The sequence below is a fragment of the Cellulosimicrobium sp. CUA-896 genome, assembly GCF_001942335.1.
GTDB lineage: Bacteria > Actinomycetota > Actinomycetes > Actinomycetales > Cellulomonadaceae > Cellulosimicrobium.
In genome coordinates this window covers 46,868-73,003 of sequence record NZ_MKKH01000006.1, presented here as the reverse complement: position 1 = coordinate 73,003, position 26,136 = coordinate 46,868, and the positions used below count along the sequence as shown (strand labels likewise).

General features: G+C 75.5%; 13 protein-coding genes and 6 pseudogenes. 6 read left to right on the top strand and 13 right to left on the bottom strand.

Translation table 11 applies throughout. The features are described 5' to 3' along the window. Positions 1-77: 77 nt before the first annotated feature. The 8 genes and pseudogenes from nirB to pdhA form a co-directional block, all read right to left on the bottom strand. Entirely contained in the window at positions 78-2,717 is a 2,640-nt protein-coding gene (gene nirB, locus BJF88_RS02695; protein WP_075827675.1) for a nitrite reductase large subunit NirB, read from the bottom strand. Positions 2,718-2,927: 210 nt separating this feature from the next. After that, a complete protein-coding gene (locus tag BJF88_RS18005) occupies positions 2,928-3,443 on the bottom strand; it encodes a (2Fe-2S)-binding protein (protein ID WP_255371694.1) in 516 nt (171 codons plus the stop codon). Next, positions 3,440-4,528, bottom strand: a pseudogene (locus BJF88_RS02690) (NAD(P)/FAD-dependent oxidoreductase); the annotation flags it as partial. The pseudogene BJF88_RS02690 and the gene BJF88_RS18005, both read right to left, overlap by 4 nt. A gap of 116 nt (positions 4,529-4,644) precedes the next feature. Continuing rightward, positions 4,645-6,952: pseudogene (locus tag BJF88_RS02685) on the bottom strand (molybdopterin oxidoreductase family protein). Between the two features lie 103 nt (positions 6,953-7,055). After that, positions 7,056-8,540: an MFS transporter gene (locus BJF88_RS02680; RefSeq protein ID WP_083648808.1), complete on the bottom strand. Its 1,485-nt coding sequence runs from the start codon at positions 8,538-8,540 to the stop codon at positions 7,056-7,058. A 150-nt stretch (positions 8,541-8,690) separates the two neighbouring features. Continuing rightward, positions 8,691-10,129 (bottom strand): annotated as a pseudogene (locus BJF88_RS02675) (dihydrolipoamide acetyltransferase family protein). Positions 10,130-10,156: 27 nt separating this feature from the next. Continuing rightward, the gene (locus BJF88_RS02670) at positions 10,157-11,155 is read right to left on the bottom strand and encodes an alpha-ketoacid dehydrogenase subunit beta (protein ID WP_075827655.1); all 999 of its coding nucleotides are present in this window, start codon (positions 11,153-11,155) and stop codon (positions 10,157-10,159) included. Continuing rightward, positions 11,152-12,282 carry a pyruvate dehydrogenase (acetyl-transferring) E1 component subunit alpha gene (gene pdhA / locus BJF88_RS02665; protein WP_075827654.1) on the bottom strand — a complete coding sequence of 377 codons (1,131 nt, stop codon included), beginning with the start codon at positions 12,280-12,282 and terminating at the stop codon, positions 11,152-11,154. The genes BJF88_RS02670 and pdhA overlap by 4 nt, the downstream gene beginning before the upstream one ends. A 358-nt stretch (positions 12,283-12,640) precedes the next feature. Between pdhA and BJF88_RS02660 the strand changes: the two genes are divergently transcribed. After that, the gene (locus tag BJF88_RS02660; RefSeq protein ID WP_075827653.1) at positions 12,641-13,345 is read left to right on the top strand and encodes a hypothetical protein; all 705 of its coding nucleotides are present in this window, start codon (positions 12,641-12,643) and stop codon (positions 13,343-13,345) included. 4 nt (positions 13,346-13,349) lie between these two features. Here BJF88_RS02660 and hisC read toward each other — a convergent pair. Together hisC and BJF88_RS21020 are read right to left on the bottom strand one after the other, a co-directional pair. Continuing rightward, positions 13,350-14,428: pseudogene (hisC, locus tag BJF88_RS02655) on the bottom strand (histidinol-phosphate transaminase). A gap of 95 nt (positions 14,429-14,523) precedes the next feature. Next, positions 14,524-16,445 (bottom strand): annotated as a pseudogene (locus BJF88_RS21020) (alpha/beta hydrolase domain-containing protein). 192 nt (positions 16,446-16,637) lie between these two features. On the opposite strand from BJF88_RS21020, the gene BJF88_RS02640 reads away from it, so the two are divergent. Then, positions 16,638-17,027, top strand: a complete 390-nt coding sequence (locus BJF88_RS02640; RefSeq protein ID WP_075827650.1) for a phage holin family protein — start codon at positions 16,638-16,640, stop codon at positions 17,025-17,027. 135 nt (positions 17,028-17,162) lie between these two features. Here the strand turns inward: BJF88_RS02640 and BJF88_RS02635 are convergent, their stop codons facing one another. Then, the gene (locus BJF88_RS02635; protein ID WP_075827649.1) at positions 17,163-17,888 is read right to left on the bottom strand and encodes a hypothetical protein; all 726 of its coding nucleotides are present in this window, start codon (positions 17,886-17,888) and stop codon (positions 17,163-17,165) included. A gap of 861 nt (positions 17,889-18,749) precedes the next feature. After that, positions 18,750-19,061, bottom strand: a complete 312-nt coding sequence (locus BJF88_RS02630; protein ID WP_075827648.1) for a hypothetical protein — start codon at positions 19,059-19,061, stop codon at positions 18,750-18,752. 186 nt (positions 19,062-19,247) lie between these two features. Between BJF88_RS02630 and purB the strand changes: the two are divergent. Beyond that, positions 19,248-20,737: pseudogene (gene purB, locus BJF88_RS02625) on the top strand (adenylosuccinate lyase); the annotation flags it as partial. Between the two features lie 1,316 nt (positions 20,738-22,053). On the opposite strand, the gene BJF88_RS02620 reads toward purB, so the two are convergent. Beyond that, positions 22,054-22,446 carry a PadR family transcriptional regulator gene (locus tag BJF88_RS02620; protein ID WP_075827673.1) on the bottom strand — a complete coding sequence of 131 codons (393 nt, stop codon included), beginning with the start codon at positions 22,444-22,446 and terminating at the stop codon, positions 22,054-22,056. Between the two features lie 260 nt (positions 22,447-22,706). On the opposite strand from BJF88_RS02620, the gene BJF88_RS02615 reads away from it, so the two are divergent. Genes BJF88_RS02615 through BJF88_RS02605 form a run of 3 tightly spaced genes read left to right on the top strand, consistent with a single transcriptional unit; the run spans position 22,707 to position 26,130 of the window. Continuing rightward, the gene (locus BJF88_RS02615) at positions 22,707-24,191 is read left to right on the top strand and encodes an arylsulfotransferase family protein (protein WP_075827647.1); all 1,485 of its coding nucleotides are present in this window, start codon (positions 22,707-22,709) and stop codon (positions 24,189-24,191) included. Positions 24,192-24,236: 45 nt separating this feature from the next. Next, positions 24,237-24,710 (top strand): NUDIX domain-containing protein, encoded by a 474-nt coding sequence (locus BJF88_RS02610; RefSeq protein WP_255371692.1) that lies wholly within the window; start codon positions 24,237-24,239, stop codon positions 24,708-24,710. A gap of 34 nt (positions 24,711-24,744) precedes the next feature. After that, positions 24,745-26,130, top strand: a complete 1,386-nt coding sequence (locus BJF88_RS02605; RefSeq protein WP_255371691.1) for a CoA transferase — start codon at positions 24,745-24,747, stop codon at positions 26,128-26,130. Positions 26,131-26,136 lie beyond the last annotated feature (6 nt).

Sequence of the window (26,136 nt, the reverse complement as noted above, 5' to 3'; positions counted from 1 at the left end):
GCGCTCCCACGAACCGTCCGCGACGAGCGGGCCTGCGGCGGACGGGCCTGCGGCGGGCTGGGACGCTGACGTGACGCTCATCGACGGACCTCCAGGGTCGAGCCGGCGATCACGACGGGACCGGCGGGGACGGGGTCGGCACCGGCGAGGCCGGCGGCCTCGAGCGCGGCCGCGCGCTCGGCGGCGGTCGCAGGGCGGATCTGCCCGCGCTCGGTGACGTACGCGAGGTCCGGGTCCGGCTCCGCGGGGGCGTTGACGAACGACCCGAAGCGGCGCAGCTTCTCCGGGTCCTCGAGCACCGCGCGCCACTCGTCCTCGTAGTCGCCCACGTGCCGGGCCATCGCGGCGTCGAGGTCGGCGCCGATCCCCAGGCTGTCCTCGAGCACGACCGCGCGGATCGCGTCCAGGCCGCCCTCGAAGTCCTCGACCCACGCGGCCGTGCGCTGGAGCCGGTCCGCCGTGCGGACGTAGTACATGAGGAACCGGTCGATCGTGCGGACCAGCTCCTCCGACGTGAGGTCCTCGGCCAGGAGCTGCGCGTGGCGCGGCGTGAACCCGCCGTTGCCGCCGACGTAGACGTTCCAGCCCTTGTCCGTGGCGATCACCCCGACGTCCTTGCCGCGCGCCTCCGCGCACTCGCGCGCGCACCCGGAGACACCGAGCTTGATCTTGTGCGGCGACCGCAGCCCGCGGTAGCGCAGCTCGAGCTCGACGGCCATGCCCACGGAGTCCTGCACGCCGAACCGGCACCACGTGGAGCCCACGCACGACTTCACGGTGCGCAGCGACTTGCCGTACGCGTGGCCGGACTCGAACCCGTGCTCGACGAGACGGCGCCAGATGTGCGGGAGCTGCTCGATGCGCGCGCCGAACATGTCGATGCGCTGGCCACCGGTGATCTTCGTGTAGAGCCCGAAGTCCTTCGCGACCTGGCCGATGACGAGCAGCCCGTCCGGCGTGATCTCCCCGCCGGGGATGCGCGGGACGACCGAGTACGTGCCGTCCTTCTGCATGTTCGCCATGACGTGGTCGTTGGTGTCCTGGAGCGTCGCCTGCTCGCCGTCGAGGATGTGCCCGTTGCCGAGCGAGGCGAGGATCGACGCGACGACCGGCTTGCAGATGTCGCAGCCGCGCCCCGGGTCGACCGTCGCGCCGGTCTCGTCGACGACCGACCGGCCGAAGCGCGCGATGATCTCGCTGAACGTGTGCAGCTCGGCGATCCGGACGGCGTCGAAGAGCTGGGCGCGCGAGAGCTCGAAGTGCTCGCAGAGGGCGTTCGACACCTCGACGCCCGCTCGCTCGAGCTCGGTCGTCGTGATCTTCTTGACGAGCGGCAGGCACGAGCCGCACGACGTGCCGGCCTTCGTGCACGCCTTGACGCCCGCGAGGTCGGTGCAGCCGTGCTCGGTGACGGCGTCCCGGATCGTCCCGGCGGAGACGTTGTTGCACGAGCAGACGGCCGCGTCGTCGGGCAGCTCCAGGGACGGCGCCCCGCCGCCGGAGCCCTCGGGGAGCAGGAACGCGCCCGGGTCGCCCGGCAGCTCGCTGCCGACCATCGGCCGCAGCGACGCGTACGGCGTCGCGTCGCCGACGAACACGCCGCCGAGGAGGGTGCGCGCGTCGTCGGAAAGCACGAGCTTCTTGTAGACCCCCGCGACCGGGTCGGCCCACACGAGCTCCATCGCGCCCTCGGTGCGCGCGAACGCGTCGCCGAAGCTCGCGACGTCGACGCCCTGGAGCTTGAGCTTGGTCGCCGTGTCGGCGCCGGGGAACGTCGCCTCGCCGCCGAGCAGGCGGTCCGCGACGACCTCCGCCATCGCGTAGCCCGGCGCGACGAGGCCGATGCACCGGCCCTCGATGCACGCGACCTCACCGACCGCCCAGACGTGCTCGTCCGCGGTGCGGCACGCGAGGTCGACGACGGCACCGCCGCGCGCGCCGACCTCGAGACCGGCGGCCCGCGCGAGCTCGTCGCGCGGCCGCACGCCCGTCGCGACGACGACGACGTCGACGTCGAGCCGCCCGCCGTCCGCGAAGTCGAGCCGGCCCACGTGCCCGGTGCGCCTGGAGACCTTCATCTCCTTGGTCCCGGTGTCGCAGCGGACCGCGATGCCCATGCCGTTGATGAGGCGCTTGAGCGCCTCGCCGCCGCCCAGGTCGATCTGCGCGTCCATGAGGTGCGTGCCGAACTGGATCACGGTGGCCTGCGCGCCGAGCGCCCTGAGCGCGCCCGCCGCCTCGAGCCCGAGCAGCCCGCCGCCGATGACCGCACCGCGCACGGGGCGCTCCCAGCCGCCCTCGGTGGTCGCGCTGCGCCGCTTCTCCTCGACCCAGCCGCGCAGCGCCGCGACGTCGTCGATCGTGCGGTACACGAAGACGCCGGGCAGGTCGCTGCCGGGGATGGGCGGCACGAACGCGTTCGAGCCCGTCGCGAGGACGAGCTCGTCGTAGGCGTGCACCCGGCCGAGGCGGTCGGTCACCGTGCGCGTCTCGCGGTCGACGTCCGTCACGGCGCAGTCCCGGTGCAGCGTGACGAGCGGGTCGTCCCACAGGGCCGGGTCGCCGAGCGTGAGCTCCTCGGCGTCGCGCGCCGAGAAGTAGCTCGTGAGGGCGACGCGGTCGTAGGGCTTGCGCGGCTCCTCGGCGAACACCGAGATGCGCCACGCGCCGGCGCCGTCGCGCGCCCGCAGCGCCTCGACGAGCCGCTGGGCGACCATGCCGCCGCCGACGACGACGAGGTGCCGCGGGCCGGCGGACACGTCCTGCGGGTCCGGGGCGGGGTCGGTCTGAGGTCCGGTCACGATGGCTCCTGGGGGGTCGGGAACGTGCGGACGACGCTACGGAGCGGCGGTTTCGCGACGGTGCCCCGGCCGTTGCCCGTCCGTAACGGTCTTCTCACCCGGGCGGCGCGTGCCGTGTGAGAAGACCTACGGCGCGCTCGCGCCCGCGCGCCGGGCAGGCGTCGGCTCCTCGGGGTCCGCCGAGGCGAGCCAGTCCACGAGACCGCACACGACGTCCGTGCAGCCGCCGCAGCCGGTCGTCGCGCGCGTCGCCCGGGCCAGCTCCTCGACCGACCGCGCGCCGTCGCGCCAGCTGCCCACGAGGTCGCCCTTCGTCACCCCGTTGCACTGGCACACGGTCGTCCGGTCCGGCATGTGCGTGGGCGTCGTCGCCGGCGCGGGCGCCTGCGCGACGGGGCGCACGACGAGCTGCGCCGGGTCCGCCGGCACGGGCAGGCGGCGCGTGTACGCCGCCGTGAGGTCGGCGCCGACGTCGGCCGCTCCCACGCACGTGGCGCCCACGAGCAGCCCCTCCGCCACGATGACCTCGACATGGCGGCCCGCCGCCGGGTCGCTGAGCGTGACGGTCCGGTGCGCCGGGTCCGTCGCGCGCCGCGACCCGCACACGCCCATCGTGACGATCTCCAGCCCGGCGGCCTTCACGCGCACGACGTCGGTCCCGGCGCCGCGGGCGGTGCGGCGGGAGGTGCCGGGGGAGGTGGCACGTCCGTCGTCGGCGGGGCGGGGCGGGCGACGACGTCCGTCGCGAGCCGCAGCGCCATGCTGGGCCGGCCCGGACCCGCCGGACGTCCGGGCGTCGGCGCGGCCGCGCCGCGCGTCGCGCGTGCCGCGAGCGCGTCGGCGAGCCGCCGCGACTGGTCCCAGCCCTGGGCGATCAGCCCCGTGCCGCCCTCGGGAGGCTGCGCGCAGTCGCCGATCGCGAAGACCCGCGGGTCGTCAGGGCTCGCCAGGTCCGCGCCGACGACGACGCCCCGGTCCACGGTGAGACCGGCCGCCCGGGCCAGCCCCGCCTCGGGCACCGTGCCGCACGCGAGGACGACCAGGTCGGCGTCCAGCTCGACCGCGCGCGTGGCGCCGGGGTCGTCGCCGCGCGTCTCGGGCACGCGGAGCGCGACCGCCCGCACGCGCCCGTCCCGGTCGACGTCGACGCGCTCCGTCCGGGCGCCCGTCCACGTCCGCACACCGAGCCGGGCGAGGGAGCGCTCGGCGACACGCCCCGCGGCGGCGTCGAGCTGGCGGTCCATGGGGCTCGCCCCACCGTGCACGAGGCCCACCGGGACGCCCCGCAGCGCGAGCCCGCACGCGACCTCGATCCCCAGCACGCCCGCGCCGACGACGACCGCGTGCCGCGCGTTGAGCGACGCGGCGACGATCTCGCGGGCGTCGTCGAGCGTGCGCAGCGCGTGCGCGCCGCGCGGCAGCCCGTCCGGCCGGTCCGTGAGCCCGACGACGTCCGGGACCCGTGCCGCGGCACCGGTCGCGAGGACGACGACGTCGTACGGGTACGCGCCGTCCGCGGTGACGACCCGGCGCGCCTCGCGGTCGAGCGCGATCGCCTCGGTGCCGCGCCGGACGCTCACGCGCGGGTCGTCGACCGACGCCATCCCGATCGCCGCGACGTCGGTCCTCCCCGCCACGACGTCGCTGAGGAGCACGCGGTTGTACGGCTCGTACTCCTCGGCACCGAGCACCGTGACCTCGAAGGGCCCGGCGCCGGCGCCCGCGCGCGCGACGAGGTCCTGGGCGAACCGCGCACCGACCATGCCGTGGCCGACGACGACGACGCGCGTGGGCGCGGCGGACCGCTCGGCGGGCGACCGCGGGGCGGTCCGGGGCGTGAGGCTCATGCGCGGACCTCCTGGGGGACGGCGGACGCGACCACCGCGTCCGCGCTGCCGGGCGGGCCGGGCAGCCCGGTCGGGTCGGGCGCGGGACCCACGTCGACGGCGCACACCTTGAACTCGGGCATGCCGGAGACCGGGTCGGTCGCGTCGGTCGTGACCCGGTTGACGCTGCCGACGCGCTCCAGTGGAACGGCATGAAGACGGTGTCGGGGCGGACGCGGTCCGTCCAGCGCGCCGCGGCCTCGACGTGGCCGCGGCTCGACGTGAGGCGGACGCGGTCGCGTCGTCGACGCCGAGCCGCGTGGCGAGGAGCGGGTGGATCTCGACGAACGGGTCCGGGACGAGCCGGTCGAGCTCGGGCACACGGTGCGTCTGCGCGCCGGACTGGTAGTGCTGGAGCACGCGGCCGGTCACGAGGTAGAACGGCGCCCCGGGGCGCACGTCGTCGCTGGGCCCGACGTGGTCGACGGCGATCGCGCGCGCCCGCCCGTCCGGCGTCGGGAAGCGGTCGAGGAACGGGCGCGGCGTGCCGGGGTGCGGGCCGGGGCTCGCCGTGACGTGAGCGTCGGCTCCGGGCGCCGGGACGGGCCAGAACAGGCCCGGTCCGCCCGCGGCCTCGTCGGCGTCGAGGCGTGCGTGGCTCAGGCCGGAGTAGTCCGCCACGCCGCCGGCGGACGCCCGGGCCAGCTCGTCGAAGACGGCGGCCGGGTCGGTCGGGAACGCGACGTCGGACCCGAGGCGGCGCGCGAGCTCGGCGAGGACCCACAGCTCGGAGCGCGCCCCGCCGGGCGGGTCGACCGCCCGACGGCGCCGGATCACGCGCCCCTCGAGCGACGTCATGGTGCCCTCCTCCTCGGCCCACTGCGTCACGGGCAGCACGACGTCGGCGAGCAACGCCGTCTCGGACGGCACGACGTCGCACACGACGAGCAGGTCGAGCGCGCGCAGGTTCGCCTCGACACGGCCGGCGTCCGGCGCGCTGACGACGACGTTCGACCCGTGCACGAGCAGGGCCCGCGGCCGGACCTTCTGCTGATCGACGTCGAGAAGTGACTCTCCGCCCCGATTTCCGTCCGATCCGGGGCCGGAACTCACTTCTCGGCGGTCGGGGGCCAGTGACCGCAGGAGCTCTACCGCCGGCATGCCCGGGCCGGGGATCGTCTCCGGGTCGACGCCCCAGACGGTCGCGACGTGCGCGCGCGCCGCCGGGTCGTCGATCTTCCGGTAGCCCGGGAGCTGGTCGGCCTTCTGCCCGTGCTCGCGCCCGCCCTGCCCGTTGCCCTGACCGGTGATCGCGCCGTAGCCGGACCCGACCCGGCCGGGCAGGCCGAGCGCGAGCGCGAGGTCGATCGCCGCGGTGACGGTCGCCGTGCCCTGGGTCGACTGCTCGACGCCGCGCCCGGTGAGCACGTAGGCACCCGCGCCGCCGCGCGCCGGGCTCGCGGCGGCGAGCAGCCGGGCGACATGGCGCAGCCGCGCGGCGGGGACGCCGCACACCGTCTCCGCCCGCTCGGGCCACCACGAAGCCACGGAGCGGCGCACGTCGTCGAACCCCGTGGTGCGCGCGGCGACGTACTCCTCGTCGACGAGGCCCTCCGCGACCACGACGTGCAGCAGCGCGAGCAGCACCACGAGGTCGGTGCCGGGCACGGGCTGCAGGTGGACGCCCTGGTCCCCCACCGGCCCGACGCCCGGGCCCGCGCCGGCACGCTCCTCGGCGTCGCCGGTGAGCGCGGCGGTGGCGCTGCGCCGCGGGTCCACGACGACGAGCCCGCCGCGCGACCGCACGCCCGCGAGGTGCTGGACGGACGGCGGCATGGTCTCGGCGAGGTTGGAGCCGAGCAGCAGCACGGCGTCCGCGCCCGCGAGGTCGGCGAGCGGGAACGGCAGACCGCGGTCCATGCCGAACGCGCGGTTCGACGCCGCGGCGGCGGACGCCATGCAGAAGCGCCCGTTGTAGTCGATGTTCGCCGTCCGCAGCACGGTGCGCGCGAACTTGCCGAGCGCGTACGCCTTCTCGTTCGTCAGCCCGCCACCCCCGAACACGGCCACCGCGTCGCGCCCGTGCTCGGCCTGCACCCGGCCGATCCCGGCGGCGACGACGTCGAGCGCCGCGTCCCACGTCGCCGGCCGGAGCTCGCCGTCCGGCCCGCGCAGGAGCGGGGTCGTGAGACGGTCCGGCGCGCGCAGCACGGTCGCGCTCGTCCAGCCCTTCTGGCACAGCCCGCCCCGGTTCGTGGGGAACTCGCGCGGCGTGACGGTCACGGGCAGCGGCTCCGCGACGTCGGCCGCCGGGGTGAGCGTCATGCCGCACTGCAGCGCGCAGTAGGGGCAGTGCGAGTCCGCCGGCGGGCCGGCCGGGGACCCGGCCTGCGGGTCGGTGGTCCGAGGAGCGGGGGGCACGAGAGGCTCAGATCCGGGCCACGGCGAGCGCCGAGCCCTTGCGCAGGTACACCGCCCAGGCGACGACCGCCATGACGAGGTACACGCCGATGAACGTCCACAGCGCCGGCACGAGCGACCCGGCGAGGCTGGTCGACGCCGCGAACCCGCGCGGGATGAGGAAACCGCCGAACGCCCCGACCGCGCCCGCGATCCCGATGCACCCGGCCGCGGCCTTGCGGGCCCGCGCCCGGACGGCGTCGGCCTCCGCGGGGTCCGCCGGGGCGCCGTCGGCGCTCGCCGCGCTCGCCTGGAAGACGGCGGGGATCATGCGGTATGTCGAGCCGTTGCCGATGCCGGTCGCGACGAACAGGACCATGAACGACGCGAAGAACAGGCCGAAGCTGTGCGCCTCCAGGGCCCGGATCGCGCCGAAGGCGCCGAGCGCCATGACGCCGTACGACGCGATGGTGACGCGCGTGCCGCCGACCCGGTCGGCGATGATGCCGCCGAGCGGCCGCGTCACGGAGCCGACGAGCGCCCCGGCGAACGCGATCGACAGCGTGACCTCGGGGAACTGGCCCGCGAGCAGCGTCGGGAAGGCGCCCGAGTAGCCGATGAACGACCCGAAGGTGCCGATGTAGAGGAACGAGATGACCCACGTGTGCTTGTTCCGCGTCGCGGCGGCGAACGACCGCGGGTCCGCCTTGGCCGTGGCGAGGTTGTCCATGTAGCGCCACGCGAGGAACGCGGCGAGCACGATGAACGGGATCATCATCAGCCCCGCCCGCTCGAGCGCGATCCCGGCTCCCGCGACGATGACGAGCGGGACGGCGAGCTGCACGGCGGCCGTCCCGAGGTTGCCCCCCGCGGCGTTGAGGCCCAGCGCCTTGCCCTTCTCCCGCTCCGGGTAGAAGAACGAGATGTTCGCCATCGACGACGCGAAGTTACCGCCGCCGAAGCCGGCGAGCGCGGCGGCGCCGAGCAGCACGCCGAACGGCGTCTGCGGGTCCTGGACGACGACGGCCAGCGCGGTCGTCGGGAGCAGGAGCAGCAGCGCGGAGACGACGGTCCAGTTGCGCCCGCCGAACACCGGCACGGCGAACGTGTAGGGGATGCGCAAGGTCGCGCCGACGAGGCTCGGGAGGGCGATGAGCCAGAACTGCTGGTCCACCGTCAGGGCGAAGCCGGCGGCCGGCAGCTGCGGCACGACGATGGACCACAGGGCCCACACCGAGAAGCCGAGGAACTCGGCGAACACCGAGATCCACAGGTTCCGGGACGCGACCGCGCGACCGCCGGAGCGCCACGCGGACTCGTCCTCCGGGTCCCATCGGTCGATCCACCGGCCCGTCCGGCGACGCGGTGGCGCCGTCGAGACACCCGTGGGCAGGTCGGTGGGCACCGCGGTCGACACCGCGGTCGACACCGCCGTCGATGCGTCGACGGCGGCGCTCGCGTCCGGTGCGGACTGCTCACCCTCGCGGGTGGTGGGGCTCGTGGGCGCGGACATGGCGACTCCTCACAGCAGGTCCCGATCAGTGCTCGAGACGCTAGGAACCGCGTGTTTCGCCCGCCGACGGCGCCCGTTAAGCGTGTGTGAGGTCTTCCGCACACCGCCGCCGCCCGGCGTGTGAGAGGAGCCGGCTGCGCCGCCTGGCGGTCAGCCCCAGACCAGGCCGCGCGCGGGCTCCTCGAGGACGCGGGCGACGTCGGCCAGCATGCGCGCGCCGAGCTCGCCGTCGATGAGGCGGTGGTCGAAGCTCAGCGCGAGCTGCGTGACCCACCGCTTCTTGATCTTGCCCTTGTGCACCCACGGCTGCTCGCGGATCGCGCCGAACGCGAGGATCGCCGACTCGCCGGGGTTGAGGATCGGCGTGCCGGTGTCGATGCCGAAGACGCCGACGTTGGTGATGGTGATCGTGCCGTCGCTCATGTCGGTCGGTGTCGTGCGGCCGGCGCGCGCGGTGGCGGTGAGGTCGGCGATGCCCGCCGCGAGCCCGTGCAGGTCGAGCCGGTGCGCGTCCTTGATGTTGGGCACGACGAGGCCGCGCGGGGTCGCGGCGGCGATCCCAAGGTTCACGTAGTGCTTGTAGACGATCTCCTGCGCCTCGTCGTCCCAGCTCGCGTTGACCTCGGGGTGGCGGCGGATCGCGAGCAGCAGCGCCTTCGCGGCGACGAGCAGCGGCGTGACGCGCACGTCCGCGAACTCCTTGTCCTCGCGCAGCGTGGCCACGAGCTTCATGGTCCGCGTGACATCGACGGTGTGGAACACCGTGACGTGCGGCGCCGTGAACGCGCTCGCGACCATCGCCTCCGCGGTGCGCTTGCGCACCGACTTCACCGGGACGCGCGTGCGGCGGCCGTCGGGCGTGACGGCGCCCGTCGCGAGCCAGGGCTGGTCGTCGTCGGCGTACGTCGCGAGGGGCTGCGCCTTCGCCTGGTCGTGGTGGGCGAGCACGTCCTCGCGCGTGACGATCCCGCCCGGGCCGGTCCCCGCGACGCTCGCGAGGTCGACGCCGAGGTCCTTCGCGAGCTTGCGCACGGGCGGCTTCGCGAGGACGGGCAGCGCCACGGGCGTGGCGGCCGGAGCCGTCGGCGCCGCAGGCGCGGGTGCGGGGGCAGGCGCGGGCGCGGGTGCGGGCTCGCGGCGGCCGGGGCCGGCGCAGGTGCGCCGCGGCGGCGACGGCACGTGCTGCCGGGCTCGACCGTGCCGTAGCCGACGAGCACCGAGCCGGAGCCACTCGAGGCGTCCGCGGCGGCGGGCTCGGTCTCCGTCGTGCCCGCCCCGGCCGGCTCGTCGGCGCCGTCGGGCACGGACGCGCCCGGGACCGCGGGGGCCGGCGCCGTCCCGTCCGGGTCGGTGTCGACGACGACGATGGGCACCCCCACCTCGACCGTCACCCCCTCGTCCACGAGGATCTCGCTCACCACGCCGGTGAACGGCGACGGCAGGTCGACGAGCGACTTCGCCGTCTCGATCTCGACGATCGTCTGGTTCACGGTGACGCGGTCGCCCACGGCCACGTGCCAGTGCACGATCTCGGCCTCGGTGAGCCCCTCGCCCGCGTCGGGGAGCTTGAACTGCTCGTACGTCGGCACTGCTGGTCCTCCTGGTCTTCGGGTGCGTCAGTACGCGAACGCGCGGTCGACGGCGTCGAGGACGCGGTCGAGGCTCGGCAGGTAGTCGTGCTCGATCTTCGCGACCGGGTACGGCGTGTGGAACCCGCCGACGCGCAGCACCGGCGCCTCGAGCGCGTAGAAGCACTCCTCGGTCACGCGCGCCGCGACCTCGGCGCCCGAGCCGAGGTAGGTGGGCGCCTCGTGCACGACGACGCAGCGTCCCGTGCGCCGGACGGACTCGACGACCGTCGCGGTGTCGAGCGGGGAGATCGCGCGCAGGTCGACGACCTCGACGCTGCGGCCCTCCTGCGCGGCGGTCTCGGCGGCGCGCAGGGCCGTCGCGACCGTCGGCCCGTACGCGACGAGCGTGAGGTCGGTGCCGGCGCGCACCACGCGCGCGCGGTCGAGCACGGTCGCGCCCTCGCCGCGCCCGCCGAGGTCGACCTCGCCCTTCTCCCAGTAGCGGCCCTTCGGCTCGAAGAACAGCACGGGGTCCGGCGAGGCGATCGCCTCCTGGATCATCGTGAACGCGTCCTGCGGCGTGGACGGCGAGACGACGCGCAGCCCGGCCGTGTGCGCGAACAGCGCCTCGGGGCTCTCGCTGTGGTGCTCGACCGCGCCGATCCCGCCGCCGTAGGGGATGCGCACGACGACGGGGACCTGCAGGCGCCCGCCCGAGCGGTAGCCCATCTTCGCGAGCTGCGTCGTGATCTGGTCGTACGCGGGGAAGACGAACCCGTCGAACTGGATCTCGCAGACCGGCCGGTACCCGCGCAGCGCGAGGCCGATCGCGGTGCCGAGGATGCCGGACTCCGCGAGGGGGGTGTCGACGACGCGGTCCTCGCCGAAGTCCTTCTGCAGCCCGTCCGTCACGCGGAAGACGCCGCCGAGCGGGCCGATGTCCTCGCCCATGAGCAGGACCTTCGGGTCGTTCTCGAGCGAGCGGCGCAGGCCCTCGTTGATCGCCCGCGCGAGCGTGAGGGTCTTCGTGGTGCCCGTGGTCATCGTGCGGCCTCCTCGGCGAACGACTGCTCGTACTCGGCGAACCACGCGCTCTCGCGCTCGACGACGGAGTGCGGCGTCGCGTAGACGTGCTCGAACATGCTGGCACCGGCGGGGGCGGCCAGCGCGCGGACCTCCGTGCGCAGCCGCTCGCCCAGCGCCTCGGCCTCGGCCTCGACGTCGGCGGCGAACGCGTCGTCCCACGCGTCCTCCGCGCGCAGCAGCGCCTCGAGCCGGTCGATCGGGTCGCGCCGGAGCCAGTACTCCTCCTGGGCGCGCGAGCGGTACTTCGTCGGGTCGTCCGACGTCGTGTGCGCACCCATGCGGTACGTGAACGCCTCGACGAACGTGGGGCCGCCGCCGGAGCGGGCGCGCTCCAGGGCCTCGGCCGTCACGGCGTAGCACGCGAGCACGTCGTTGCCGTCGACGCGCACGCTCGGGATGCCGAACCCGCCGCCGCGGCGGTACAGCGGCACGCGCGTCTGCTTCGTCGTGGGCTCGGAGATCGCCCACTGGTTGTTCTGGCAGAAGAACACCACCGGCGCGTTGTTCACCGCGGCGAACACCAACGCCTCGTTGACGTCGCCCTGCGACGTCGCGCCGTCCCCGAAGTACGTGACGACGGCGGTGTCGCGCGCCGCGTCGCCCGTGCCGACGAGACCGTCGCGCTGGAGGCCCATCGCGTAGCCCGTGGCGTGCAGCGCGTGGGAGCCGATGACGAGCGTGTACAGGTGCACGTTGTGCTCCGTGGGGTCCCACCCGCCGTGGTCGACGCCGCGGAACAGCCGCAGGCGTGCCGTCGGGTCGATGCCGCGCACGTGGGAGATGCCGTGCTCGCGGTAGGACGGGAAGACGTAGTCCTGCGCGGCGAGGGCGCGGCCGGAACCGATCTGCGCGGCCTCCTGGCCCTTCGCCTGGGCGTAGAGCCCGAGCTCGCCCTGGCGCTGCAACGAGGTCGCCTCGTCGTCGAAGCGACGCGTGAGCACCATGTCGCGCCACAGGCCGCGCAGGGCCGCGGCGTCGAGGTGGGCGACGCGGTCGCGGTAGGCGTCGGTCTCGGGCGTGGTCACCCGCGCCCCCGCCGGGGTCACGAGCTGGAGGAGGGGGGCGTCGTCGGGCCCCCCGGTCACGTCCGGGAGGTCCGGGGGCGTGCTCGCTGCGTCCCGGGCAGGTTCTCTCGCCTCGTGGTCCGTCACGCGATTCTCCTTCGGTACGGCCCGGCAGGGCGCCGAGCCGCTCGGGGGCAGGTGCGCCCGGGTGAGCGGGCGCCGTCGGAACCTACGTCTCCGTAGCCTACGCAAGCGTAGGCTACGAGTCCGTAGGGAGAGCCCCCGGCGTCTCGACCAACGTCCCCCGCGACGCTTTGGAGGGAACCTCCAACGCGTGGCTTCGTCTCGCGCGCCGCACCGGGCGCTTGCGAGGTCCGGCCCGCCGTCGTTGCGTGGAGAGGCCTCGTCGGCCGACGAGCACCCGGGACCGGAGAGGACGATGACGCACAACGACACCTCGAGCACCCCCGCGGCGAGCTCCGCCGCACCGACCGACGTCACGCGCATCGTCGTGCGCCCGATCGGCAGCCCGCTGCCGCTCGGGTTCCTCGGACTGGCCGTGGCCACGACCGCCTTCGCCGCGCTCCAGCTCGGGTGGCTGCCGCCGTCCGAGGGACGGGTCGTGGCGCTCGGGGTGCTCGCCATCACCGTCCCGGCGCAGCTCCTCGCGGCGGTGTACGGGTTCCTGGCCCGGGACCCGGTCGCCGGGACGGGCACGGCGATCCTGGCGGGGACCTGGGCGGCGGCGGGAACCGCGACGCTCGTCACGCCCCCGGGGGCGTCGAGCCCCGGCCTCGGCGTCCTGCTCGTCGCCTCGGCGGCGGTGATGCTCGTGCCCGCGGCGGCGGCCTCGACCGGCAAGCTCGTCGCGGCGGGCGTCATGGGACTGACCGCGCTGCGGTTCGCCGTCACCGGCGTCGCCGAGATCACGGGGGCCCCGGGGTGGCTCACGGCGGCAGGCGTCGTCGGGCTGACCCTGGCCGTCGCGGCGCTCTACGCGGCGCTCGCGCTCGAGCTGGAAGGGGCGGGCACGCCCGTGCTGCCCGTGCTGCGCCGCGGGTCCGGGCAGGACGCCGACACCGGCGACCTCGACAGCGCGCTCAGAGGGCTGGCCCGCGAGGCGGGCGTGCGGCGTCAGCTCTGAGCCGTCAGCGCCACGTCGCGCTCACGCGCAGGAACAGGTCCGTCGCCTCCGGCTCGCCGACGCTCACGCGCAGCCCCTCGCCCGCGAACGGGCGCACGACCGCACCCGCGGCGCGGGCCTCCTCGGCCCGCTGCACCGTCCGCTCGCCCAGGTCGAACCAGACGAAGTTCGCCTGCGTCTCCGGGATCTCCCAGCCCTGGTCGCGCAGTCCCGTGACGAGCCGGGTCCGGTCGGCGACGAGGTGCTCCACACGGGCGAGCAGCTCGTCGCGCGCACCGAGGGACGCGAGCGCGGCGCGCTGGGCGACGTGCGACACGCCGAACGGTGTGGACACGGCGCGGACCCCGGCCGCGAGCCGCGGGCGCGCGACCGCGTAGCCGACGCGCAGGCCCGCGAGCCCGTACGCCTTCGAGAACGTCCGCAGCAGCACGACGTTCGGGTGCCGGGCGTAGACGGCGAGCCCGTCGGGCGCCTCCGGGTCGCGGACGAACTCGAGGTAGGCCTCGTCGAGCACGACGAGCACGTCCGAGGGGATCGCCGCGAGGAACGCGTCGAGCTCGTCGCGGTGCACGACCGGGCCGGTGGGGTTGTTGGGGGTGCAGACCATCACGACGCGGGTGCGCTCGGTGACGGCGGCGGCCAGTGCGGGCAGGTCGAGCCGGCCGAGGCCCGCCCCGGTCTGCAGCGGGACCTGGACGGACGTGCCGCCCGCGACGGCGACGGCGATGGGGTAGGCCTCGAACGAGCGCCACGGGTAGACGACCTCGTCGCCCGGTTCGACGACGGTCTGCAGCACGTGCGCCAGCACCGCCACCGAGCCGTTGCCCACGACCACCTCGGCGGGCGTGACGCCGAGGTCGTCCGCGAGCGCCTCGACGAGCTCGGTCGCGTACATGTCCGGGTAGCGGTTGCGTCCGCGGCGGCGTCCGCGATGGCGGCGACCACCGACGGCAGCGGCGGGTACGGGTTCTCGTTCGACGAGAGCTTGAACGCCGCGGCGCCCGGGGCGACGCGCGCGCCGGGGACGTAGGCCGGCAGGGCGGCGACGGCAGGACGCAGGGGGACGCGGGGTTCGTGGGCCACGGTCCTCGATCATGCCACCGCGCGCCGGGGCGCGGACCCCGCGTCCGGCGGCACGTGCCGGTGACGGCACGTGGCGGACGCGGGGCCGCGCGACCTCAGCCGCAGGCCAGCGCGTCGTAGGCGGCGTCGGCCGTGGTGGAGCGGTCGCCGCCCGCCGCGGACGCCTGGGCGCTGCCCGCGTCGACCGTCGTCGCCCGCGCGGCGAACGCGTGGTACGCGGCGCCCCCCGGCTCGACGCCGGTCAGCGTCCGGGAGCCGAACGGCGTGGTCAGCGTGACGTCGGCCGGCACGGTGTCGTCGTTCGTGGCCCGCACGGCCAGGTAGACCTTGCCGCCGAGGCAGCGCGCCTCGGCCGCGGCGGACACGGCGAGGTCGTCGGCACCGGCGGTCAGCTCGAGGATCCCGCGCACGGCCAGGGTGGCGCGGACGACGCTCGCCGCCGCGTCGGCGTCCTCGATCTCGGTCTCGCCGAGGTGCTGCGCCTGGGCGACGAACCCGTCGGCCGCCTCCCAGTCGCCCGCGTCGGCGGCGTCGAGGGCCTGCCGCACGCGGTCCTGGACCTGCTCCGCGACCGCGGCATCGATCGTCCCGGCGGCGACGCGGTCGCCCACGAGCTCGATCACGTCGGTGTACCAGGACGGGTCGGCGGCGACGTCGTCGATCACGTGGCCCGCGTCGAGCGCCGCGCGCGTGGTGGCGACGACCTCGTCCGCGTAGGTCTGCGGGTCCGGGTACCAGTCGGCGAGCGTGGCGTCGTCGACGGGCGTGGACCCGCCGTCGAGGAAGCAGAAGCCGGGCCCGGCGTTGAGGCCGGAGTTGATCCGGAAGGGCACGTCCTGCTGGGCGAGGCGGATGCCGCCGAGGCCGAGGCCGAGCTCGTCGCGCGCCACCGTGGGGGGCGTGTCGTCCGTCAGCGCGATCGGCGACGCCGCCGGCGGGGCCGTGCCCTCGGCCACCCACGCGGCGACGTGGTCGTACACGGCGCCCTGGACCAGGTGCTGCGGCACCCGCGAGCCCGAGGGCTGCTCGCACGTCTGCGGCGTGCCGGGGTAGCCACCGGGCGCCGACCCGACGTCCCGGATGCGCAGGCGCCCGTAGTCCGTGATGAGCTTCCAGTCGCCGTGGGAGCGCCCGCGACCTCCCACGTGCGCAGCAGGTCGGTGTCGGGCTGACGCTCCGCGGCCCCGAGGAGGTTGATCGCGACGTCGGTCTCGCTGTTCAGCTTGAACACGGGCGTGTCGATGTCGTCGCGGATCGACGCGCCCCCGCCGTGAAGCACGACCGCGTCCACCACGTCGGCGAGCGGGTCGACCGAGTTGACGTAGGTCCGCAGACGACCCGCCGACTGGGAGTGCCCGGTCGCGACGACGCGCTCGGCGTCGAGCGGCCCGAGCGGTGCCGTGCCCTCGGGGTCGCGCACCGCCTCGACGGCCTGGCTGAAGACGTCGTACGACAGGGAGTCGTCGGTGACGGTGCCGCCGTCGGTGAGGTCGAGCGCGCCGTAGCGCTCGGGGCTCCACGCGCGCAGGCCCGTCGTGGAGTGCACGCCCGCGCGCTGCGCCGAGACGCCGACCCACGCGTAGCCCTCACGCACGAGGTGCTCGTGCGTCTGGAACCAGTCGACCTCCTGGTCCCACTGGTTGGAGACGTTGTACCACTCGGCGATCACGGTCCCGTTGAACGCGTCGGGGTCGACCGGCCGTCGCACCACGATGCGGGTGCGGTAGTCGTGCCCCGTGCTGAGGACGGTCGCGTCGGTGACGCCGTCGGCCTGGTACCGCGTCGCCTCGCCCTCCAGGAAGAACTCCTCCTCCACGTAGCCGTGCCCGGCGAGGTCGTAGTCGGTCGCGAGGAACGGGTAGCCGTGCGCCGGGTCGCCGAGCGCCGTCGTCGCGGGGACGGGGCCGATCACCTCCGGGTCGGGGACCGCGGCGGAGGCGGGCAGGGCCGCACCGGACAGGAGCAGCGCCCCCGTCACGGCGAGGGCCAGCGGACGTCGGACGGGGGACTCAGCCATGGACGACTCCTTCGTCGGGACCGACCGCGCCGTCGGGACGTTCTGCAGCCTAGGGGCGACGCGCGTCTCTGTCGACAGGTGATCAGGTTCTGCTGCGTGACCGCCAGAAGTGGCCGTGGGCCGATGACACGCCCCCGTCGGCCCGGGCTGCCCGGATCGTGCGCACGACGGCCCGATGGCAGGATGCCCGGTATGAGCTTCGTCGTCCGCGTCCTCGTCACCGGCCTCGCGATCTGGCTCACGAGCCTGTTCATCGACGAGCACTTTCAGATCGTCGGCTCCGACACGCCCGGCGGGAGGCTCGTCATCGTCCTCGTCGTGGCGCTGATCTACTCGCTCGTCAACGCGGTCGTGAAGCCGATCGTGCAGGTCCTGTCGATCCCGCTCTACATCCTCACGCTCGGGCTGTTCTCGCTGGTCGTCAACGCGCTCATGCTCATGCTCACGGCGTGGATCACGGAGCAGACCGACTGGGGCATCCGCATCATCGGCGGGTTCTGGTGGGCGCTGCTCGCCGCGCTCATCATCGCGGTCATCAACTTCCTGGTCTCCGCCGTGGTGCCGGGACGCGACAAGCGCTGACCCGCCCCGGCGCGGCCCGCTCCACCGCTCACCGCACGCGTTCCGTCGTGCCGCCGTCCGGCCCGGGCGCGACCACCGTGGAGCCACCGACCCCGCCCGGCAGGAGAGCCCGCCGCACGAGGTCGCCCGCGTCCGTCACCCCCGGCGCACCGATGTCCGCGACACGGTCCGCCACCGCCTCCACGTCGAGCTCGAGCGTGCCCTGGTAGTACCGCGTCTCCACGCGACGGCCGTCGAGCGACCGCTCCAGCGCCTCGAGGTGCGCGCCCAGCCCGGGGTGCCCGATCGCCTCCGCGTCGGCGAGCGCCTGCACGTGGAACCCGACGCCGTGCGGGACGCGCCCGGGTCGCCGTCGCCGCCGACGTCGTGGTCGCGCGTCACGGTGACCTGGTAGGGACCGTCGGGATTGGGCCGCCCGTCCAGGCTCGACACGCCCTCCTGCCGGTTCTCGACGTGCGTACCGAGCACGGATGGGGGCAGGGGCAGCCCGCCGACCGGCGCCCCGGCGGTCACCACGTGCGTCACGCGGTACCGCGGCACGTCCCCCAGTGCCACGCCGCCGCCCGAGCCCGCGCCGCCTGCGCCCGCGCCACCTCGGCCCGCGGCGGTCGCCGCCGGACCCGCCGTCGCCGCGGCGACGGCCGCGGCGACCATGCCGCCCTGGCTGTGGCCCACGAGCACCACCTCGTCGTCGGCGTCCACCGCGGCGTCCTCGAGCGCGGCGAGCACCAGGGCGGCGCTGTCGGCCGCGGCCGCGACCTCGGCCGCCCCGCCACGCTCGGCGGCGACGAGCCCGTAGTTCGACGTCATGGAGAACGGCGTGCCCCACCGGCCGAGCTGGGTGCCCGGGATGGTCACCACCAGGTGGCTCGCCCGTCGTCGTGCACGATCTTCTCGAGCCCGATCGTCGAGTGCGGCACCGGGTTGTCCTCACTCCCGCCGGACACGACGTCGATCCGCCGCAGCAGGTCCTGCGCGTCGCGCGGGGCGGCATCAGCGCGGCGTCGGGCGAGCGCTCGGGCCCCAGCCGTTCCAGCCGGACGCCGTCGCGGAAGAGCCCGCGCCAGCCGCCGGCGAGGCCACGCAGGACGGCGGCCGCGTTCGCCGCCGTCGGGGCGGCGGACAGGTCGCGGTCGGGGTCGAGGAGGCCGAGCAGCGCGCCGGTGGACCCGACGGCCCGCTCGTGCATCGGCCCGCCGCCCGTGACGATCCGGTCCCACGCGAGCCCGTCGCCGGTGAGCGCCCCCGCGAGGAACGCCGCCTCGCCGACGAGGACGGCCGCCACGAGCCCGACGACCGGGATGTCGGCGACCGCGCCGAGCACCTGCCACGCGGCCGACTCGGCGGCGGCGTACGTCCCGGAGGCCTTCACCGTCCGCAGAGCGAGGTCGTCGAGCCGCGCCTCGAGGTCGGCGAGCGCGGCGTCGAGCACGTCGAGGGACTCGAGGACCACGGCGTGCTCGCGCGCGACCGCCCACGTCGTCCCCGGGAGCCCCGTCGCGAACGACGCGGAGCCGGACGTCCCGGCGGACAAGGGCCCCGCGTCCGCCCACCGCGCGCCCCCGACCCGCCGGCGTGCGGCGCCGCACGCCGCCCGCGCCTCGCCGACGAGGTCGGCCGCGGACCGCACGACGCCGGCCTGGGCGAGGATCGCCTCCGTGTCGACGGCGGCGACGGTCCCGCCCGTGACGCTCACCGTCGCCGTGGGGTCCGGCGGGCGGCTCACCACGCCCGCTCCCCCGCCGCGACGGCGCGCGCGTGCTCCGCGTCGAGGGCGCGCAGCCAGCGGTCGGCGGCCACGATCGCGTCCTGCGCGAGGGCACCCGCCGCCACGGCGCGAGCCACGGCGTCGTCGAGGACGCGGCCGTACCCCTCCGCCGCCGCACCGGCCCACCCGAGCGAGCGCGCGCCGTCGACGCGCCACCGCGCCGCGGCGACGGCCTCCCCGACGGCGCGCAGGGAGGGCGTGGGGTCGGCGACCGATCCCGCGAGCGGGACGAGGCACGCCGGTGGCGCGCCGTTCGAGGAGCTCATGCGGGCACGGTAGGAACCCGGCGGGGGCGGGCACCCGCCACGGGCGGTCCGGTGTGGACGGGACCGCCCGCTCCCGGGGCTGTGCACGTGCAGGCCGCGTGACCCGGCCGCGCGCATGGCCACCTCGACCGGGCTCGCCCTGGCAGTCGTCCCGGTCCCCGGACGGCAGCGGGGCCGCGTGGGAGAATCGGGGCCGTGCCCGAGAACTCCGCCGCCCACAGCCCTGCTCGCGCGAGCCTCGCCGAGGTCACGCCGCCCATCGCGCTCGGCCCGCTCGACGGCCGCTACCGGGGCGCCGTCGCCCCGCTCGTGGACCACCTCAGCGAGGCCGCGCTCAACCGCGAGCGCATCCACGTCGAGGTCGAGTGGCTGATCACGCTGTGCAACGGCGTGCAGGCCGTCGACGAGAACGCGGTCCGGCCGGTCGTCCCCGGCGCCCCGCAGCTGTCCGAGGCAGAGGTCGCGTACCTGCGGCAGATCCCCGCGGCGTTCGGCGGCGAGGAGATCGCCGAGCTCGGCGCGATCGAGCGCGAGACGGTGCACGACGTCAAGGCCGTCGAGTACTTCGTCAAGCGTCGGCTGGCGACGGCGCCGGAGTCGCTCGGCGCGGACACCGTGCTCCCCGGCGTCGGCGAGCTCGTCCACTTCGCGTGCACGAGCGAGGACGTCAACAACCTGTCGTACGCGCTCATGGTGCGCGGCGCCGTCGAGCAGGTGTGGCTGCCCGCCGCGACCGCGCTCGCCGACCAGCTCGCGGACATGGCGCGCGAGCACGCGGCCGTCCCGCTGCTGAGCCGCACCCACGGCCAGCCCGCGACGCCGACGACGCTCGGCAAGGAGCTGGCCGTGCTCGCGCACCGCCTGCGCCGCCAGCTCCGCCGCATCGGCGCCGCCGAGTACCTGGGCAAGCTCAACGGCGCGACGGGCACCTACGGCGCACACACCGTCGCCGTCCCGGGCGTCGACTGGCCGTCGGTCTCGAAGCACTTCGTCGAGGGCCTCGGCCTCACGTGGAACCCGCTGACCACGCAGATCGAGTCGCACGACTGGCAGGCCGAGCTCTACGCCGACGTCGCGCGGTTCAACCGCGTGCTGCACAACCTCGCCACCGACGTGTGGACGTACATCTCGCTGGGCTTCTTCACGCAGATCCCCGTGCCGGCGCGACGGGGTCGTCGACCATGCCGCACAAGATCAACCCGATCCGCTTCGAGAACGCCGAGGCGAACCTCGAGATCTCGTGCTCGCTCCTCGACACGCTCGGCGCGACGCTCGTCACCTCGCGCCTCCAGCGCGACCTCACCGACTCGACGACGCAGCGCAACATCGGCCCCGCGTTCGGCCACTCGCTGCTCGCGATCGACAACGTGCGCCGCGGCCTCGCCGCCCTCGCCGCGAACGCCGACCTCATGGCGGCCGACCTCGACGAGAACTGGGAGGTGCTCGGCGAGCCCATCCAGTCCGCGATGCGCGCCGCCTCCGTGGCGGGCGTGCCCGGCATGGAGAACCCTTACGAGCGCCTCAAGGAGCTCACGCGCGGGCAGCGGGTCGACGCTGTGCGGCTGCGGGAGTTCGTCGCCGGCCTCGGCCTGCCCGACGACGTCGCCCAGCGCCTCGCCGACCTCACCCCCGCGACCTACACGGGCCTCGCCGAGCGCCTCGTGGCGGACCACCTGCCTGACGGCTGGCCCCCGCGCCGCCGAACACGGGGTTGGTGTCGTTATCCGGCGGATAACGACACCAACCCCGTTCTCGTGGGCGAGCACGGTCGTGGTCGACGGCGAGCGACAACCCGATGCCGGAGGCCCACCCGCTCTCGGGGTGCCCGACGGCGCGGCCTCAGACGGCGGTCGGCTCGCCGGGGCGTGGCTCGCGAGGCCCGGCGATGCCGCCCGTCGCGGCGAGAACGGCGCGGTGCGAGGCCCGGGCGCCTTCAGCTCGCCCAGCCGGTTGACCACCCATCGGGTGGCCGCCGTCGCGGCGAGCGAGACCCCGAGCAGCGCAAGGACGTCTCCGAGGTGGACGGGCTCGATCCAGAGGCCCTCGGACCAGAAGAACGGCTCGCGGCCGAGGAACAGCGCGGTGGCGACGCCGGTGAGCGCGGGGACGGACTGGCGCGTGCGCTCCCACAGGAGCATGGCCCCGAGCACGACGAACGCGGGGCGGAGCAGGCCCGGGAGCGTCCAGGAGACGTTCCCCACGAGGATCGAGCTCGCCCAGAGACTGTCTCCGGTCGGCGCGGCGAGTGCGTGGAGGCCGACCGCGACGGCGGCCGAGAACACCGTCACGGTGACGGCGCGCAGCGTCATCACGCGCACCTCCAGTCGCGCGCGGTCCCCGACGACGAGCGCGAAGGCGGCGAGAGCGAGGACCCATCCCGCGGTCACGTACGCCAGGTACGTCCGCTCGGCGACGACGAGGCCCCCGACTGCGAAGGCTCCGGCGACCGCCGCGACGACGGCGAGCGCCGCCCCCGTCCTCGAGAGCCCGACGGCGAGCGAACCGACGCAGAGACCCCACGCGAGCCACGCGGGGGCGAGCGGCGCCGAGATCAGGGCGTTGACCCCGATCCAGAGCGGTTCGCCGGCGATCCCCAGGGCCTCGTGACGACTCTCGTTGCCCAGGAACAGCATCGTGGCGGACAGCTCACGCGCGGCCTGGACCGCGAGGAGCAGCATGAGCACGACGAGCAGCACCCCGCTCCCGTCGCGGCGCTGCCGCGCCGTCGAGCCGAGCGGGGCGAAGAGCCACTCGCGGGCGGCAGCACGCAGCAGGTCCCACCGCTCGGCGCGTGACGGGCGCGCCTGCCCCGGCGCCGCGCCGTCGAGGAGGTGGCCGAGCATCTCCGCCTCGTGCTCGCGCCGGTACGTGTACGGGAAGAGCCGCAGGAGCCTCCGGTAGTCGCGGACCAGCACCGGGGCGACGGGGAGCTCCCCGGCCTCGGGTGCCGTCGCGGGGCCGTCCACGGCACCGGCGCGGTCGTCGACGCCGCTCATGCCGGGACCACCCCGCCGTCGACCGCGCCGCCCACCGGCCGGACAGCTGCGCCCGGCGAGCGCCCGGACGTGCGCGACGCCAACCGCTCGAGCGCCCTCCGCGCCTGGGCCTCGGCGCGCTCGGCCTCGGCGGCGAGGCGGCTGCCGCCCTCGGCGGTGAGCCGGTAGTAGCGGCGCAGGCGCGAGTCGACGACCTCCTCGTGGTCGACCTCGACGAGGCCGGCGGCGACGAGGCGGTCGATCGCGCCGTAGAGCGTCCCGGCCCGGAGCGTGATGCGCCCGTCCGAGCTCGCCTCGACGTCCTGCGCGATCCCGTACCCGTGCAGCGGCTCGCGTGCGAGCGCGGAGAGGATGAGGAACGCCGGTTCCTGCAGAGGTCTCGATACCATGCCCGAGACCATACCCTCGCCACGAACCTATCTGCGACGGCGCGCCGATGACGCCGAGCACGAGATTGGTGTCGTTATCCCGCGGATTCCGTCATCAATGTCGTTCTCGGCCGCGCGCACCGTCGTTCTCGGCCGCGCGCCGGGTCGTGCTCGACCGCGAGCGGGTCGCCCCACGGCGGCGTGCGTCCGCGCGTGCGTTCTCGGGTGCGTCACCCGCGGAGTTGCGGCAGTCTCGTGCCATGCACGGCACTCGGGTCAGCATGCGGGCGGCCGTCGGCCTCGTCGCGACGGCGCTCGTCGTCGCGGGATGCACGGGGTCGCAGGACGACGCCGAGCCCACCGAGTCGGAGACGACCCCTCCCGCGGTGCACACGTTCCGCTCCACCGGGCTCGTCGCGCCGGTGCTGCCCGTCACGCAGGGCCCGGCCGCGACGGACGACGCCGAGGACGCGCTCTACGTGCTCGGGCCGAAGCGAAGCGAGGCGCCGAAGAAGGGGGCGCTGTTCGTCGACGGCGAGGGCGAGCCCGTGTGGATCTCGCCCGACGACACGCCTGCGTACGACGTGCGGGTCCAGGAGCTCGACGGCGAGCAGGTCATCACCTACTACGTGGGGCAGTCGGACTTCGTGGGGCACGGGTTCGGCGACATCGTCGTGCTCGACTCGAGCTACCGCGAGATCACGCGCGTGACGACCGGCGGGGACATCGAGCCCGGCAACGCCGACATGCACGACGCCACGATCACCCCCGACGGCACGATGCTGCTCCTGGCCTACGTCGCCGAGCAGACCGACCTGACCCCCGTCGGCGGCCCGGAGGACGGCTGGACGTGGGAGAACGTCGTCCAGGAGGTCGACGTCGAGACGGGCGACGTGCTGTTCGAGTGGCGCGCGTCCGACCACGTGGACCTCACCGACACGAAGACGTCCCCCGACGCCGACCCGGACGCGCCGAAGGGTGCGGAGGACGACCCCTTCGACTGGTTCCACATCAACAGCGCGAACCTCACCCCCGACGGCGACGTCCTCGTCTCGGCCCGCAACACGCACGCCGTGTACCGGATCGACCGCACCACCGGCGACGTCGCGTGGGTGCTCGGCGGGACGGCGAGCGACTTCGACATGGAGGGGCCCGACGACGGCACCGGCGCCCAGTTCGCGTGGCAGCACGACGCGCAGATGCACGAGGACGGCACGCTCACCCTGTTCGACAACCAGGGCGACCCGCCGGTCGGCGAGCGCTCACGCGGTCTGCGTCTCGCTCTCGACACCGACGCGATGACCGCGACGGTGGCCCAGGAGTGGCTGCCGACGGACCCGACGCTCATCGCGGGCAGCCAGGGGAACCTCCAGGTGCTCGACGACGGCAACGTCGTCATCGGCTGGGGCGACGCGCGCCTGACGAGCGAGTTCACCGCCGACGGCACCCTCGTGCGCGAGTTCCCGTTCGAGGCGGGCGAGTCCTACCGCGCGTACCGCTTCGACGACTGGGTGGGCACGCCGGCCGACCCACCGCTCGTCGTCATCGAGGGCGGCACCGCGTACGCGAGCTGGAACGGCGCCACCGAGGTCGCGACGTGGCGCCTCGTCGCCGGCTCCTCGGAGGCCGATGCCGAGCCCGTCGCCGAGGTCCCGCGCGACGGCTTCGAGACCGCGCTGGCGCCGGTGCCCGAGGACGCGGCGTACGTCGCGGTCGAGGCCCTCGACGCGGACGGCCAGGTGCTGGGGACCGGCGTCGCGGAGTAGCTGCACGGACGGGGTGCCCGCCGCCCGACGTGGCACCATCGACGCGTGACCCGCGACGACGCTCCCGCTGCCCTCCCGACGCCCGGCCCCCGCACCGCCTCCGACCTCGCTGCCGCGGAGGAGCCGCTGCGCACCGTCGGGTGGGTGCACGTGCGTGACGGACGGCTGCTCACCGTGCGCAGCACGGGCAAGGACCGGTTCTTCATGCCCGGCGGCAAGGTCGAGCACGGCGAGTCCGACGCCGAGGCGCTGGTCCGCGAGATCCGCGAGGAGCTGGGCGTGCTGCTCGACCCCGCGACGGTCCGCCCCGGCTTCGTGGCCGAGGCACCGGGCCACGGGCTCGGCGGGCGTCTCGTGCGGATGCACTGCATGGAGGCCGAGCCTCGCCCCGGCTCGCCGGAACCGGCGCCGAGCGCGGAGATCGCCGAGCTCGCATGGCTCACCCCGGCCGACGCCGGCCGCGTGCCGCCCGCGGGCCGCATCGTCCTGGACCGCCTCGCGGACGTGCTCGTCGGCTGAGCCGCCCGCCCGTGCCGGCCGAGCCATCCTGCCCGTGCCGGCCGAGCCGTCCGGCCGCGCCCTGCTGCCGGGTCGTCCCGGCGTCGGTACCGTCGGCGAGGTGAGCACGCCGACACCTCGCCCTGACGGGTACCTCGCCGCCACGCTGCCGGTCCTCGACCTCGCCGTGTCGTCCGTGCGGGCGGTCCAGGAGGCCGCGGCGCGCGCCGGCGGGTACGACGTCGGCCCGGCGCCCGACCCGGAGCGCGTCGCCGCCGCGTTCACGAGCGACCGCCTCCTGCGTCTCGACGGCGAACCGGTCGACGGCTTCGCGCCGATGTCGGGCTTCTTCCGTGCCGCGGACGGCTGGGTGCGCACGCACGCGAACTACCCGCACCACCGCGCGCGGCTGCTCGACCTGCTCGGCCTACCCGGGAACGCGTCCCGCGACGACCTCGCCGCGCGCCTGGAGGAGCGGACCGCGCAGGACGTCGAGGACGCCGCGGCCGAGGCCGGCGCGGTCGCCGTGCGGGTCCGCACCGAGGACGGGTGGGACGCCGCACCCGGCCGCGGCGCCGGGTCGGCGGACCCGGTGCGGACCCGTGCTCGCGACGACGCCGCCGCCCACCGCCCCCTCGCCCGGGCGCGCCGACCGCTCGACGGGGTGCGCGTGCTCGACCTGACGCGTGTCATCGCGGGCCCGGTCGCGACGCGCACCCTCGCCCTGCTCGGCGCCGACGTGCTGCGGGTGGACCCGCCGCACCTGCCGGAGATCGGCTGGCAGCACCTCGACTCGGGGCAGGGCAAGCGATCCACGCTGCTCGACCTGCGCGACCGCGGCGACCTCGACCGGGCGCAGGAACTGCTCGACGCGGCCGACGTGCTCGTCACCGGCTACCGGCCCGGCTCGCTCGAGCGGCTCGGGCTCCGGACGCCGCCCGGGGTCGTCCGCGCCCGCGTCGCCGCGTGGGACGACGGCCCGTGGCAGGACAGGCGCGGGTTCGACTCCATCGTGCAGGCCGCGACCGGCATCGCGCTCGTCGAGGGCTCGCGCGACGGGACGGACGGCCCGCCGGGGTCCGTGACGCCCGGCGCGCTGCCCGCGCAGGCGCTCGACCACGCGACCGGGTACCTCGTCACGGCCGCCGTGGTCGACGCGCTCGCCGACCGGGCCACGGACGGGCGCGGGCGCGACGTCGACGGCGTCCTCGCCCGCACCGCGACCGCGCTGCTCGCGGCCCCCGGACGCGACCCCGCGCACGCGCCGCCGACACCGCCCGGGGCGCACTGCGTCGTCGGGCACGACGTGAGCGTGGACGGGCGTACCACCACGGTGACCACGGCACGCCCCGCGCTCGACCACCTCGGGGACGAGGCCGTCGACGACCACCCCGCCCCCGCGCACGCCTGGGGCTCGGACCCGCCCGCCTGGAGGCGCTGAGCGGCG